Annotated in this window: 13 protein-coding genes; 9 read left to right on the top strand and 4 right to left on the bottom strand. The window is 68.3% G+C overall.

Features of this window, described 5'->3' with window-relative positions; all coding sequences use genetic code 11:
• Positions 1–6 precede the first annotated feature (6 nt).
• Positions 7–1,344 carry an exodeoxyribonuclease VII large subunit gene (gene xseA, locus QY917_RS04115; protein WP_302078747.1) on the bottom strand — a complete coding sequence of 446 codons (1,338 nt, stop codon included), beginning with the start codon at positions 1,342–1,344 and terminating at the stop codon, positions 7–9.
• 376 nt (positions 1,345–1,720) lie between these two features.
• On the opposite strand from xseA, the gene QY917_RS04110 reads away from it, so the two are divergent.
• The 6 genes from QY917_RS04110 (at position 1,721) to adk (ending at position 5,597) form a co-directional block, all read left to right on the top strand.
• Positions 1,721–2,359 (top strand): MotA/TolQ/ExbB proton channel family protein, encoded by a 639-nt coding sequence (locus tag QY917_RS04110; protein WP_011805510.1) that lies wholly within the window; start codon positions 1,721–1,723, stop codon positions 2,357–2,359.
• A 31-nt stretch (positions 2,360–2,390) separates the two neighbouring features.
• Positions 2,391–2,816, top strand: a complete 426-nt coding sequence (locus QY917_RS04105; protein ID WP_011805511.1) for a biopolymer transporter ExbD — start codon at positions 2,391–2,393, stop codon at positions 2,814–2,816.
• Positions 2,817–2,826: 10 nt separating this feature from the next.
• On the top strand, positions 2,827–3,843 hold the full coding sequence (gene lpxK / locus QY917_RS04100) for a tetraacyldisaccharide 4'-kinase (protein WP_123676363.1): 1,017 nt from the start codon (positions 2,827–2,829) through the stop codon (positions 3,841–3,843).
• Positions 3,844–3,851: 8 nt separating this feature from the next.
• On the top strand, positions 3,852–4,034 hold the full coding sequence (locus QY917_RS04095) for a Trm112 family protein (protein WP_011805513.1): 183 nt from the start codon (positions 3,852–3,854) through the stop codon (positions 4,032–4,034).
• A complete protein-coding gene (gene kdsB, locus QY917_RS04090; protein ID WP_011805514.1) occupies positions 4,031–4,819 on the top strand; it encodes a 3-deoxy-manno-octulosonate cytidylyltransferase in 789 nt (262 codons plus the stop codon). The genes QY917_RS04095 and kdsB overlap by 4 nt, the downstream gene beginning before the upstream one ends.
• A 121-nt stretch (positions 4,820–4,940) precedes the next feature.
• Entirely contained in the window at positions 4,941–5,597 is a 657-nt protein-coding gene (adk, locus tag QY917_RS04085) for an adenylate kinase (protein WP_011805515.1), read from the top strand.
• A gap of 87 nt (positions 5,598–5,684) precedes the next feature.
• Here the strand turns inward: adk and QY917_RS04080 are convergent, their stop codons facing one another.
• Complete coding sequence (locus QY917_RS04080) at positions 5,685–6,656, bottom strand: asparaginase (RefSeq protein ID WP_123676364.1); 972 nt, start codon at positions 6,654–6,656, stop codon at positions 5,685–5,687.
• 82 nt (positions 6,657–6,738) lie between these two features.
• Between QY917_RS04080 and lexA the strand changes: the two genes are divergently transcribed.
• The 3 genes from lexA (at position 6,739) to QY917_RS04065 (ending at position 8,598) form a co-directional block, all read left to right on the top strand.
• A complete protein-coding gene (gene lexA, locus QY917_RS04075) occupies positions 6,739–7,413 on the top strand; it encodes a transcriptional repressor LexA (RefSeq protein ID WP_011805517.1) in 675 nt (224 codons plus the stop codon).
• A 161-nt stretch (positions 7,414–7,574) separates the two neighbouring features.
• Complete coding sequence (locus QY917_RS04070) at positions 7,575–7,976, top strand: hypothetical protein (protein WP_123676365.1); 402 nt, start codon at positions 7,575–7,577, stop codon at positions 7,974–7,976.
• A gap of 121 nt (positions 7,977–8,097) precedes the next feature.
• Positions 8,098–8,598, top strand: coding sequence for a pyridoxamine 5'-phosphate oxidase family protein (locus QY917_RS04065; protein ID WP_123676366.1), 501 nt, complete (start codon positions 8,098–8,100; stop codon positions 8,596–8,598).
• A 232-nt stretch (positions 8,599–8,830) separates the two neighbouring features.
• Here QY917_RS04065 and hrpA read toward each other — a convergent pair whose 3' ends face one another.
• Together hrpA and QY917_RS04055 are read right to left on the bottom strand one after the other, a co-directional pair.
• Positions 8,831–12,856, bottom strand: coding sequence for an ATP-dependent RNA helicase HrpA (gene hrpA / locus QY917_RS04060; protein ID WP_123676367.1), 4,026 nt, complete (start codon positions 12,854–12,856; stop codon positions 8,831–8,833).
• A 47-nt stretch (positions 12,857–12,903) separates the two neighbouring features.
• Entirely contained in the window at positions 12,904–14,244 is a 1,341-nt protein-coding gene (locus QY917_RS04055) for an NAD(P)H-dependent oxidoreductase (protein WP_123676368.1), read from the bottom strand.
• Between the last annotated feature and the right edge of the window lie 214 nt (positions 14,245–14,458).

Below are 14,458 nucleotides of genomic sequence, written 5' to 3'. Positions count from 1 at the left end.
CCGCGTTCACAGCAAGCGGCGCTGCGATACCGTCAGGTCCAGTTCACCCTCGGCCAACTGGGCATGCACGGCGTCGCCCAGGCGCACCTGGGCGGGGCGCGTCACGGGTTGCCCCTGCGCATCGGTCAGCAAGGCATAGCCGCGCTGCAGCACCAGGCGCGGATCCAGCAGTTGCAGACGCAGCGCCGCGCGCTCCAGGCGCTCTCTGCGCTGCACCAGGCTGCGCTGCACGATTTGAGGGAAATGACCCTGCAGCGCTTGCCCCGCATGCGCAAGCCGCTGCGTTTTCAATAGCAAACCGTGGCGCAGGCGCTGTTCCAGGCCGCTCAGCCGCAGTTGCTGCCGCCCCACGAAACCCGAGGGCCGGCCCAGCCGCTGGGCCGCCTGATCCAGCCGTTGGTGCCGCAGGTCCACCTGGCGCTGTACGCCGTCGGCCAGCCGTTGCGCCAGCAGGTCGAGTGCCCCCAGCCACACGGCACGCGGCTGTGCCACCAACTCGGCGGCGGCCGTGGGCGTGGGCGCGCGCAGGTCGGCGCAGAAGTCGGCGATGGTGAAGTCGGTCTCATGCCCCACACCGCTGACCAGCGGCACCGGGCTCTGCACGATGGCGCGGGCCACGCGCTCGTCATTGAACGCCCACAGGTCTTCGATGGAGCCACCGCCGCGCACCAGCAGGATCACATCGATGGCTGGCGGCGCCCCGGCATTCATAGCCAAATCACCGCCCAGCGCCCGCCCCTCCTGCGCAAGCAGATACATTTTTGATAGCGCTTCGGCAATCGATGCGGGCGCCTGCGCCCCCTGCACGAGGGCCGGCACCAGCACCACGGGAATGTGCGGCACGCGCCGGCGCAGTGCCGTCACCACGTCATGCAGTGCCGCAGCGCCCGGCGACGTGACCACGCCGATGCCGCGCGGCATGGCCGGCAGCGCGCGCTTGCGCGCCGCGTCGAACAGGCCCTCGGCCTCCAGTTGCGCCTTGAGGCGCATGAACTGCTCGAACAGCGCCCCCTGCCCCGCGCGCTGCAGGCTGTCGACGATGAGCTGCAGGTCGCCGCGTGCCTCGTACACGCCCAGCCGGCCGCGCACTTCGACCAGTTCGCCGTCGCGCGGGGTGAAATCCAGCACGCCCGCCGCACGGCGGAACATGGCGCAGCGGATCTGACCATTTCCATCCTTCAGCGTGAAGTAGCAGTGCCCGCTGGACGCGCGCGAGAAGCCCGTAATCTCCCCGCGCACCGCGACAGGATTGAACCGCGCCTCCAGCGCATCAGCAATGGCGCGGCATAACGCGCCAACCTCCCAGATTCGCGGCGCCACGCCTGTATCTGCACGCTCAAACACAGGCCGCTCCACGCTTGTACGCGCACCGGGCCGGTGCACTAGTCCACAGATCCGGGCATCCGGCGCCACGGCGGAAGGCCATGCGCCAACCCGGCCCCATACCACAAGAGTACGTGCAACCCGTTGATTTCAAAGGTTTTTTTGATGCGCAGTTTTTCATCAAACTAAGCAAACCACGTAACGGCGCCGCTTCGCGACGGGTATGCACGTGGTTTCCCACAAAGTTATCCACAGAAAATGTGAGTCTCCCGGGCGACTCTACGTGCCCCGGCCCTGTGCTCCGAAAGGCGGTGGCGTAAAGCAGACGATGCGCCCAAAGGCCGGGTTGGAAGGTGCGCCATAATCCCCGCTGCTTTTTACGTGAGCGGAGTGAGAATTGCTGTCGATCATACAAGCCGCGGGCTGGCCGATCTGGCCCCTGATTGCCTGTTCCATCCTGGCGCTGGCGCTGGTTTTTGAGCGCTTCGTCGCACTGAAGACCGCCCGTGTGGCCCCCCCGAAGCTGCTGGACGAGGCCATCTCGGTCTCCTCCAAGTCCATTCCCTCGCCCGACGTGGTGAACCAGCTGGCGCAGAACTCGGCCCTGGGCGAAGTGCTGGCCAGCGGCCTGCGCACGCTCAACAGCAACCCCCAGAGCACCGAGGCCGATGTGCGCGCCGCCATGGAGGGCGCGGGCCGCGCCGTCGCCCACCGGCTGGAGAAGTACCTCAACGCCCTGGCCACCATCGCCTCGGCCGCACCGCTGCTGGGCCTGCTGGGCACGGTGATCGGCATGATTGAGATCTTCGGCTCCCAGGCCGGCACGGGCGCCGTGGGTGCGACCGGCGGCGGCAACCCCGCGCAACTGGCGCACGGCATCTCCATTGCGCTGTACAACACCGCCTTCGGCCTGATCGTGGCCATCCCGGCGCTGATCTTCTGGCGCTACTTCCGCAGCCGCGTGGACGCCTACCTGCTGACGCTGGAACTGGCGTCCGAGCAATTCGTGCGGCACATCAACCGCCTGCGCAAGTGAGCGGCGCCAGCGCACAGAGGCACGTTTCGCCATGAACTTTCGCCCCCGCCAAAAGGAAGAGCCGGAGATCAACCTGATCCCCTTCATCGACGTGCTGTTGGTGATCCTCATCTTCCTGATGCTGACCACCACCTACAGCAAGTTCACCGAGCTGCAGCTCACCCTGCCCGTAGCGGACGCTCAGCAGTTGCGCGACCACCCCAAGGAAGTCATCGTGGCCGTGGCCGCCGACGGACGCTACGCCATCAACAAGACCACGCTGGAGGGCCGGCAGGTCGACCAGGTGGCGCGTGCGCTGGCCGATGCCGCCACTGCGGGGCCGAACAGCGTGGTCATCATCAGCGCCGACGCATCGGCCCCCCACCAGTCCGTGGTCACGGTGATGGAGGCCGCGCGCCGCGTGGGCCTGTCGCAGATCACCTTTGCCACCCAGTCGTCGGCCACGGCCGGCAAGTAAGCCTGCGCCGATGGCCACGCCCGGCCGCCCGTCCCCCCTGGCCGAGCGGCTGCGCGGCGCCTGGCAGCAACGTGGCGCGCTGGCCCTGGCGCTGTGGCCGCTGTCGCTGCTGTACGGCGTGCTCACGGCGCTGCGCCGCGCGCTCTATCGCACGGGTCTGCTGCGCAGCGAGCGGCTGCCCGTGCCCGTCATCGTGGTCGGCAACGTGATCGCCGGCGGCGCCGGCAAAACGCCCGTGACCCTGGCCGTGGTGCGCCACCTGCAGGCCCGCGGCTGGCGGCCGGGCGTCATCTCGCGGGGATACGGCCGCGCCACCGCAGACTGCCGCGAAGTGCTGCCCGCCAGCAGCGCGGCCGAGGTGGGCGACGAGCCGCTGCTCATCGCCCGCGCCAGCGGCGCCCCGGTCTTCGTGGCGCGCAGGCGTGCCCAGGCAGGGCGCGCGCTGCTGGCCGCCCACCCCGCCACCAACATCCTGGTTTGCGACGACGGCCTGCAGCACCTGGCCCTGGCGCGCGACCTGGAAGTCTGCGTCTTCAACGACGAAGGCGCCGGCAACGGCTGGCTGTTGCCTGCCGGCCCGCTGCGCGAGCCCTGGCCGCGCGCGGTGGACTTGGTGCTCCACGCCGGCTCCTCGCCCGGTGGGGTCGCGCCGCAATTCGCGCTGTTACGTGAACTCGCCGCCCATGCCGTGAATGCCAGCGGGCAGCACCTGCCGCTGGAGCAATTGCGGGGCGAACCGTTGCACGCACTCGCGGCGATCGCGCGGCCGCACGACTTTTTTGCGATGCTGCACGCGAGGGGCCTCCAGCCCGAGAGCGAGGAAGCACTGCCCGATCACTATGATTTTTCTAGCTGGCAGCGCCCGCCGGATAAGCGCTTACGGCTGATTTGTACCGAAAAAGACGCCGTCAAGCTCTGGCCCACGCACCCGGACGCGCTGGCCGTGCCGCTGGCCGTGCGGATCCCGCCGGCCTTCTTCGACGCGCTCGACGCCCGCCTGGCGTCGCTATCATCGTCCGGCCATTGAGGAACACCATGGATCCCAAACTGCTTGAACTGCTGGTCTGCCCCGTCACCAAGGGCCCGCTGACCTACGACCGCGAACGCCAAGAACTCATCTCGCGCAGCGCACGGCTGGCCTATCCCGTGCGCGACGGCATTCCCGTGCTGCTGGAAAACGAGGCCCGCCCCTTGAGCGACGAGGAGCTGGAACAGTGAGTCGCGCCGCACCGTTCACGGTGCTGATACCGGCGCGCCTGGCCTCCACCCGCCTGCCCAACAAGCCCCTGGCCGATATCGCCGGGCTGCCCATGGTGGTGCATGTGGCCCGCCGCGCCAGCCAGAGCGGCGCCCAGCGCTGCGTGGTCGCGGCGGACGACGCGCGCATCGTCCAGGCCTGCCAGGCGCATGGTGTGCAGGCTCTGCTGACGCGCGCCGACCACGCCAGCGGCAGCGATCGCCTGGCCGAGGCCTGCGAGCTGCTGGGCCTGGCGGGCGAAGACATTGTGGTGAACGTACAGGGTGACGAGCCCCTCATCGACCCACGGCTGATCGACGCCGTGGCCGCACTGCTGCATGCACGCGGCGATGCCAGCATGGGCACCGCCGCGCACGCCATCGACAGCGCGGAGGACTTTGCGAACCCCAACGTGGTGAAGGTGGTGCTGGACGCGCAGGGCCTCGCGCACTACTTCAGCCGCGCCCCCATCCCCCACGCACGCGACCACGCGCCGGGCAGCCTCTGGTGGCAGCCGGGCCAGACGGGGGTGCCCGTGGGTTTCGCACCGCTACGGCACATCGGCATCTACAGCTACCGGGCAGGCTTTCTGCGCCGGTTTCCACAGCTGCCAGCGGCGCCGACCGAGCAACTGGAAGCGCTGGAGCAGCTGCGCGCCCTCTGGCACGGCCACCGCATCGCCGTGCACGTGACCGGCAGCGCACCCGGTGCGGGCGTGGACACGCCAGCCGACCTGGAGCGCGTGCGCACCCTCCTGGGCGGCTAGCGCGGCCGTCAGCTTGGCGCATGGCCCGCGTGCTATCCTTGTTCGCAACAAGAGCACCTGTCCCGCGCTGGCGCGCCGACGGCAAGCGTGCCCGCTGATTTCAAAACACTAGAGGACATCCATGAGACTGATTCTGCTCGGCGCTCCCGGCGCCGGAAAGGGTACGCAGGCCGCGTTCATCTGCCAGAAATTCGGCATCCCCCAGATCTCCACCGGCGACATGCTGCGCGCCGCCGTCAAGGCCGGCACGCCCCTGGGCCTGCAAGCCAAGGCCGTCATGGATGCGGGCCAGCTCGTCAGCGACGACCTGATCATCAACCTGGTGAAGGAGCGTATCGCCGAGCCCGACTGTGCCCAGGGTTTCCTGTTCGACGGCTTCCCACGCACCATCCCCCAGGCAGACGCCATGAAAGCCGCGGGCGTGAAGCTCGACTATGTGCTGGAGATCGACGTGCCGTTCGACGCCATCATCGAGCGCATGAGCGGCCGCCGCTCCCACCCGGCTTCGGGCCGCACCTACCACGTGAAGTTCAACCCGCCCAAGGTCGAAGGCAAGGACGACGTGACGGGCGAGCCCCTGGTGCAGCGCGAGGACGACAAGGAAGAAACCGTCAAGAAGCGCCTGCAGGTCTACAGCGACCAGACCCGTCCGCTGGTGGACTATTACTCCAGCTGGGCCAAGACCGATCCCGCCAACGCGCCCAAGTATCGTGCCATTCAAGGCACCGGCAGCGTGGAGGAAATCACCCAGCGCGCCCTGACGGCACTGTCAAGCTGACGAACCCGCCGCCGGCGCCCGCCAACGCCCCGCAACGCGGGGCGTTGTGCTGTGTGCCCAGGCAAGCGCCTCGGCCCATGACGGTGCTTATGAATTAGCGGACTGCATCAACTCCAGCAGCAGGCTGACCCGTGCCTTCACAGGGCTCAGCCCATCCGCATCGCGCCAGGGCGTACCCGTCAGGTCCATCATCCGCCCCTGCGGGCAGCGCGAAGCCACGCGCACCTGCACCCCGGCCGCCACGGCACGCGCGAGCGCGGCCTCCAGCGCATGGTGCAGCGTGCCATTGCCGGTGGCGGCCACCACGATGCCGCGCACGCCCTTCTCCACCAGCCAGTCCACCAACGCGCCATCCGCGCTGGCGTGGCTGAGGACGATTTCCACGCGTGGCCAGGCTGCATCTGGCAGGATCGGCACCAGCGCGCCATGCGCGGGCTGTTCCACCTGCGGCGCAAGGCCGCGGGCCCAGCGCACGCGCCCCGCTTCCATCCATCCCAGAGGCCCAGCATCGCCGGAGTCGAACGCGTCCAGCCGCAGCGGGTGCACCTTGCTCACCTCGCGTGCCCCGTGCACCACGCCAGCGGCCGCCATCAGAACCCCCCGCGCTGAGGGATCGGCCGCCAGCGTGACGGCATCCAGCAGGTTCTGCGGCCCGTCCGGCGCGAGCGCCGTGGCCGGACGCATGGCACAGGTCAGTACCACCGGCTTGGCGGTGGTATCGAGCAGGTTGTGCAGCAGCCAGGCGGTTTCCTCCAGCGTATCCGTGCCGTGGGTGATGACGACGCCGGCCACGGCCGGGTCGGCCAGGTGTGCGGCGCAACGACCGGCCAGGCGCGCCCACACGTCAAAGCCCATGTCCTTGCTGTCCAGTTGCACCACCTGTTCAGCCACCAGCGCGCCGCCCGCGGCCTGCACCAGCCCGGGCACCGCGGCCAGCAATTGCTCCACGCCGATCTGCCCGGCCGTGTAGCCCACGTTCGCACCTTGCACCGCGGAAGAGCCCGCAATCGTGCCGCCGGTGCCCATAACGACGATTTTTCTTGCAGCTGCCACTTGCATCCCTCCAAAAACTGTTCAAAAATACAGATACTGGATTAAAAAACAGTAACCCACTCAACCACCGACCGCATTGGATCGCACCATGCTCGACAGTCCCAAGCTCACCGCCCGCCAGCAGCAGATCCTGGACCTGATCCAGACCGCCATCGCGCGCACCGGCGCCCCGCCCACCCGCGCCGAGATCGCGGCAGAGCTGGGTTTCAAGTCCGCCAACGCGGCCGAGGAGCACCTGCAGGCGCTGGCCCGCAAGGGCGTGATCGAACTGGTCAGCGGCACCTCGCGCGGCATCCGCCTGCGCGGCGAAACCGTGCGCAACATCAATGCGGCGCGCGGCGCCCAGTTCAACCTGCCGATACCCGGCCTGTCGCAGCTCACGCTGCCGCTGGTGGGCCGCGTGGCGGCCGGCTCGCCCATTCTCGCCCAGGAGCATGTGGACCAGACCTATACGGTGGAAGGCAGCCTGTTTGCGCACAAGCCCGACTACCTGCTCAAGGTGCGCGGCATGTCCATGCGCGACGCGGGCATCATGGACGGCGACCTGCTCGCCGTACAGGCAACGCGCGAGGCACGCAACGGGCAAATCATCGTGGCGCGCCTGGGCGATGACGTCACAGTCAAGCGCCTGCGCCGCACAGGCAGCGCCATCGAACTGCTGCCCGAGAACCCCGACTACCCGGTGATCCGCGTCGAGCCGGGCGAACCTTTCGAGATCGAAGGGCTGGCCGTGGGCCTGATACGCAACACCATGCTCATGTAGTCCGTTGAATGCAGCGCCACCGCAGGTGGCGGGCGTCTGGCAGGCGGTAGCCCGGGCATGCCCCGTAGCTGCGGCATGCCAACCCTGCGGATGCGCGCTTGACGTCCTTGGCAATCCTGCCTGTGTTCCACCTTCATGCCCTGGCATGCCGGAGTCTTCACATGGGATTTGCCCTCTTTGCCTTTGCCACCCTTTCCCGCCCCTTGCGCCGCCTGCGCCGATGGGGACTGGCCGCACGCCATATGTCGCGCGGCGCGGCACCCTCTGCCTGCACCACGCACGGACGCACCGATGCACTCCAGGGAGCGACGCCCAACGCCGGCCCTCCCGATAGCCCCGCCGTGGCAGGCATGGCGCAAGAAATTCCGGCCCGCCACCGCGCCTTTGCCATGCCTGCCGCGGATGCGGCCACGCAGCACACAGGTCTGCGGCCTGCGATCTCCACCCGTTCGCTCCCCCTGCGCGTGATCCTGCGCCATGACACCGACGACGCCTGCAAGCTCGTGATTTCCGGCCGCATGGCCGATGTGTGCGCGGAACTGGAGCGCCTGGCCCTGCGCTGACCGCGGGGCACTGCCGCGACCGCTTCTGACACTTTTCGAAGGCGTCGCGGCCACAGCGCGTTCATCGCAGGCCCGTTTCTACAATGCACGGCACTTGCAACTTCCCGCCCCCAAGCACGCCATGACCCACGAGTCCCGCCTGGGCCGCTTGCTGCAGCAACTGCTGTGGGGCCGGCGCACGGCCGCGCTGGCAACGCTGCAAACCCTGCCCGGCGCGGAATCGGTGCCATTCACAACGCCGGCGGTGTCGTTCGTTCCGTATGCCATCGACTCTACGGCCCAGGTGCTGGTATTGCATGTCAGCGCCCTCGCCGCCCATACTCGCAACCTGCGGCAATCGCCCGCGGTTTCTCTCCTGATCACGGCGCCCGAGGACGCGGCCCAGCCCGTGCATGCGCTGGAGCGCGTTGCCATCCAAGGACAAGCCGTACTGCTTGCGCCCGAGGCAGCCGCCAGCGCGCGCGCCGCCTACCTGCGGCGCTTCCCTGAGGCAGCGCCCATGACGGCGCTGGGCGACTTCCAGTTCGTGCAGATCATCCCTTCGGTGGGCCGCCACGTGGCAGGGTTTGGCGCGGCGCGGGATTTATCTGCCGAGGAGCTGAAGGCGCTGCTCACGTCTTGACGCTGGGGCGATCGGCGCCGCCAGCAGTTGGATGGCAAGGGCCGTTCCGCCCGGACGAGCGCTGGCGGCCGCTAGCCCGGTGCCCGGGAAGGCCACACCGGTCGCGGCCAGGGCCGGCTGGGTGACGGGTTGGCGGACGCTCGCCGTGCGCGCCAAAGCATGAACGGCCCCGCCCACGGCAGCCGGTGGCGGCACACCTGTCCTGCAGGCTTGCCCCGCGCGAGAGCCGCTCTCAAGACACCAGTTGCGACCAGACCTTGTCCAGCCGCTTGCCGCTGACCGGATACGGCGTGCGCAACTCCTGCGCGAAGAAGCTCACGCGCAGTTCCTCCAGCATCCAGCGGTACTCCTGCATACGGGCATCCACCTGGCCCTTGCGCTCGGCCACCAGGCGCCAATAGCGCTGCTCCAGCGGCTGCAGTTCCTTGAGCTTGGCGGCATCGCGTGCCGGGTCGGCGCGGTACTTGTCCAGGCGCGTGGCGATGGCCTTGAGGTAGCGCGCGTAGTGCTGCAGCTGCGCCCAGGGCGCGGCGGCGATGAACTGCTTGGGCATCAGGCGCTGCAGCTGCTGTGACGCGTCGGCCGTGGCCTCGGGAGCATTCTTGGTGTCTTTGATCTTGCGCTGCGTGGCGGCGTATTCGATGAGGATGGCCGCCGCCATGCGCGCCACCTCGTTGGCGATCAGCGTGAGGCGCCCGCGCCCATCCTGCACGCGCTGCTTGAACTGAGCCTCGTTGCTGGGCAGCGGCTCTTGCAGGAAGGCGCGGTCGATGGCCACGTCGATGATCTGCGCGCGCAGCTCCTCCTGCGTGCCCAGCGGCATGAAGGCCACGGCCATTTTCTGCAGATCGGGGATGTTCTTTTCCAGGTACTTGAGCGCGTCCTTGATCTGCAGCGCAAACAGCCGTCGCAGGCCCACGCGGTGGCGCGCGGCGGCGACTTCGGGTTCGTCGAACACCTCGATGCCCACCGCATCGCCGTGGTCGATGAGCGCGGGGAAACCGATCAGCGTCTGGCTGCCCTTGGCGATTTCCATCAGCTCGGGCAGTTCGCCAAAGCTCCAATCCTCGTAGCGGGCATCGGCCTTGCGGGCCGCGGGCGCGCCGACGAGTGGTTCTTTTTTGATAGCTGCTGGCGCTCGATTTTCCTTGGCTTCAGATGGTTTTCCACCGGAGTCTGGCTTCTGGTGAGCGCCACCAGCTATCTTTAATGAAGCAAGCGCCTGGAACGCCCCACGTGCCTTGCTCCCCCACTCCGCCTTGAGCGCGCCCAGGTTGCGTCCCTGGCCGAGCTGGCGGCCGTGCTCATCCGTTACGCGGAAGTTCATGAACAGGTGCGGGCTGAGCATGTCCAGCTTGAAGTCCGCGCGCTTCACGTCGAGCGAGGTCTCGTCGCGCACTTGCTTGAGCAGCGTGTCGATCAAGCTGCCCTGGGCCCAACGCTCTTCCTCGGTGAACAGCGACGCCAGCCGCGCAGCACTTTCCGGCAGCGGCACGAAGCGGCTGCGCGGGCGCTGCGGCAGGCTCTTGAGCAGCGCCTGGATCTTGTCCTTGAGCATGCCGGGCACCAGCCATTCCGCACGCTCCTCGCTCACCTGGTTCAGCACGAACAGCGGCACCGTGACGGTGACCCCATCGCGCGCGTCACCGGGGCTGTGCAGGTAGCTGGCCGTGCAGTCCACGCCGCCCAGCTTCACCGTCTTGGGAAAGTTGTCGGTGGTGATGCCCGCGGCCTCATGGCGCATCAGCTCGTCGCGCTTGAGAAGCAGCAGGCCGGCGTTCTCCTTGCCGGCACTGCGGAACCACTTGTCGAACGTGGCGCCGCTGTACACGTCTTTGGGAATCTGCTGGTCGTAGAAGGCGAAGATGAGTTCGTCGTCCACCAGCACGTCCTGGCGGCGGCTCTTGTGCTCCAGCTCCTGCACCTTGCGCACCAGCTTGAGGTTAGCGCCCAAGAACGGCCAATGCGTCTCCCACTCGCCCTCGACCAGCGCCTGGCGAATGAACAGGTTGCGCGCCTCGTACGGATCCACGCGGCCATAGCTCACGCGGCGGCCGTTGTAGACCACCAGGCCGTAAAGCGTGGCGCGCTCGAGCGCGACCACGTCGGCCTGTTTCTTGGACCAATGCGGGTCCAGCAGCTGCTTCTTGAGCAGATGGCCGCCCACCTCTTCCAGCCATTGCGGTTCGATCGCCGCGATACCGCGTCCGTACAGGCGCGAGGTCTCGACCTGCTCGGCTGCGACGATCCAGCGGCCAGGCTTCTTGGACAGGTGCGCGCCCGGGTGCGGGTGGAACTTGATGCCGTGCGCGCCCAGGTAGGCCTCGCTCTCCTCGGCCTTGTAACCAATGTTGCCCAGCAGGCCCGACAGCATGGACAGGTGCACGGCCTCGTAGCCCGCGGGCTCGGTGTTCACCTGCCACTGGTGCTCCCGCACCACGGTGAGCAGCTGCGAATGGATGTCGCGCCACTCGCGCACGCGGCGGATGTTGATGTAGTTCTGGCGCAGCAACTGCTCCCACTGCCGGTTGCTGAGCTTGTGGGTGGCCTCCTCCGCATCGGCGGGGTGGAACTGTGCGAGGCGCTCCTCGCCTGCGGCCTCCGCTTGCGCGCCGCTGCTGCGCTGTGCGACGGGCAGGAAGGCCGTGTTGCGCGCTTGGGCCGCGGGGGCGGTCTGGGCCGCCATCTCCTTGCGCGTCTTGGCGACGATCTTGCCGCCGCGCGCATCCTGCAGCCACTTCCACAGGCGCAGGTAGCCGGTGAACTCGCTTTTCTCGTCATCGAACTTGGCATGCTGCTGGTCGGCCTGCTGCTGCGCCTCCAGCGGCCGGTCGCGCACGTCCTGCACGCTGAGGGCCGAGGCAATGACCAGCACCTCGGCCACGGCGCCGCGGGTGCGGGCCTCCAGGATCATGCGGCCCACGCGCGGGTCCAAGGGCAGGCGCGACAGTTCGCGGCCCATGGGCAGCAAATTGCCGCGCTCGTCCACGGCGCCCAACTCCTGCAGCAGTTGATAGCCGTCGGCGATCGCACGGCCCGAGGGCGCCTCGAGAAACGGGAAGTTCACCACGTCGCCCAGGCCCAGCGACTTCATGCGCAGGATGACGCCCGCCAGGGACGAGCGCAGGATTTCGGGGTCGGTGAAGCGGTCGCGCTGGTGGAAGTCCGTCTCGTCGTACAGGCGGATGCAGATGCCGTTGGCCACGCGGCCGCAGCGCCCGGCGCGCTGGTTGGCCGCCGCCTGGCTGATGGGCTCCACCAGCAACTGCTCCACCTTGCTACGGAAGGAATAGCGCTTCACGCGCGCCGTACCTGCGTCAATGACGTAACGGATGCCCGGCACGGTGAGCGAGGTCTCGGCCACGTTGGTGGCCAGCACGATGCGCCGTCCGGTGTGGCCGTCGAAGATGCGGTCCTGCTCGGCCTGCGACAGGCGCGAGAACAGGGGGAGTACCTCGGCGTTCCTCAGCACTGGCGAGTGCTGCAGGTGCTTGCGCAGGTGGTCCGCCGCCTCGCGGATCTCGCGCTCGCCGGGCAGGAAGACGAGGATGTCTCCGCCCTTGCCGCCCGCCCACAGCTCGTCCACGCCGTCGGCAATGGCATCGTTGAGGTCGAAGTCCTTCTTTTCTTCAAAGGGCTTGTAGCGCATCTCCACGGGATAGGTGCGCCCGGACACCATGATGACCGGCGCCGGACCGGCCTCGCCCTCGAAGTGCTTGGCGAAGCGCTCCGCGTCGATGGTGGCCGAGGTCACGACCACCTTCAAATCGGGCCGCTGCGGCAGGATCTGCTTGAGGTAGCCCAGCAGGAAGTCGATATTCAGGCTGCGCTCGTGCGCCTCGTCGATGATGAGCGTGTCGTAGGCCTTGAGCAGCGGATCGGTCTGCGTCTCTGCGAGCAGGATGCCGTCGGTCATCAGCTTGACCGAGGCGCCCTTTTGCAGCGTGTCCTGAAAGCGCACCTTGTAACCCACCACCTCGCCCAAGGGGGTGTTCAGCTCCTCGGCAATGCGCTTGGCCACGCTGCTGGCGGCAATGCGCCGCGGCTGGGTGTGGCCGATCAGGCGTCCCCGCGCGCCCTCGGGCGCGTTGCACTTGCCGCGTCCCAGGGCCAGCGCTATTTTTGGCAGCTGCGTGGTCTTGCCCGAGCCCGTCTCGCCGCAGACGATGATGACCTGGTGCTCGGCCATGGCCGCCATGATCTCGTCGCGGCGGCTGGAGACGGGGAGTTGCTCGGGAAAGGTGATCGTGAGGGGCATAGGGGCGGGAATTATCCCAGCCCCCAGGCACCCGTGCCGCACCAGGGTCAGGCGGGGAACATGGCCTCCATCTCTCGGCGCACCCGATAGGCGTGGGTGGTGGTGTCCATCTCGACATCGTCCCAGGACAATGCCTGGCCTTTTGCCACCGGGCGCACCACGCGCGCGCTGTGCGCCAGGCCCAGCGGCAGGCCCTTGATCTGCCGCGAGGTCGCAGCCGGCAGCAGCTTGCCCCAAACGGTGTAGCCGCCCTCGCCATCCAGCAGGTCGCCCGGGCGCAGGTCACGCTTGGCCGTGGCCACCACATCGGCGTTCCAGCCCTGGGGCACGCCGGTGGGCTCGCCGCGCAGCGCCACGCTGGCCACCGACATGCCCACCTCCAGCCCGATGAGGTGCCAGCGCTTGTACAGCGTGAAGTAGCGGCCCGTGGGGTCGGTGTGGGCGTTGTATTCCTCGAAACAGTGGCGGATGTAGTCAGTCTCGCCTTCCACCGTGACCCACACGCCCATGCGGATGTCGTAGGGGATCCGGCGGCCGTCCTTCTCCAGCGACGAGATCACTTCCACCATGCCTTTTTTCTCTAGCACTCCGCCCTCGCCCACCGGGCGCGTGACGTAGGGAATGTCCTCCACACTGGCGGGCGGGTATTGCAGGCCATTGCTCGGCACGGCCAGGCCCGTGGCGTTGGAGACGGCCGTGCTCTCGATGCTGGGCTTGGACCCGTCCAGGAAGCTGTTGAACATCTTGGGGTTCAGGCCGCCACGCTGCGCCTGCTCGGGCGTCAGGCCGTAGTAGCCCCACACCGTCTCGGGCGTGGATTCGCAGAAATGCGGCAGCCACTTGTGCCCGCGCCCGGCCGCCACCACCGGAAAGCCGCAGGTGCGGGCCCAGTCCACCAGCTCGCAGATCATGGCGGGCTGATCGCCATAGGCCAGCGAATAGACCACGCCCGCGGCCAGGGCCTTGCGCGCCAGCAGCGGGCCGCAGAAAGCGTCGGCCTCCACGGTCACGTTCACCACATGCTTGCCGTGGGCGAAGGCGTCGAGAATGTGGTCCACCGCAGCCAGCGGGTTGCCCGTGCATTCGACGATCAGCTCGATCTGCGGGTGGCGCACCAGGGCCTGCCAGTCCTCGGTGATCCAGGTCGTGCCCTGCTCCAGCGCCTGCTGGGCAGACGCGGCCTCCGACTGCTCGGGCGCCCATCCCACGCGCGCCAGGCTGGCGCGGGCGTTGGCCGGCGACAGATCGGCAATGCCCACCAGGTGCACGCCCGGCATGCGCGGCACCTGCGCCAGGTACATGGCGCCGAACTTGCCCGCGCCGATCAGCCCAATGCGGATGGGACGCCCTTGCCGGGCACGCTGCAGCAGTTTCTGGTGAAGGTTCATGGGTATGGCAAACGATGGAAGTGCGCCGCTGCGGCGCGAAACCCCGGCGCCTGCTGGCGCGCGGGCCGGTGGGAATCCCACGGCCACCGTAGCGCAGGGTACGCCCCACGTCTCTTGGGATACGCCCTAGGCCGGGACACCGCCCCAGTACCCCACCGCCTGCAAGGCATTGAAAAGGACCGTTATCCTGCGCACGCTCTCGGCCGGCGGGGCG

The sequence above is a fragment of the Diaphorobacter sp. C33 genome, assembly GCF_030503915.1.
Classification (GTDB): domain Bacteria; phylum Pseudomonadota; class Gammaproteobacteria; order Burkholderiales; family Burkholderiaceae_C; genus Diaphorobacter; species Diaphorobacter nitroreducens.
The sequence above is the reverse complement of the archived record's forward strand: the minus strand, read 5'-3'. Positions and strand labels throughout refer to the sequence as shown.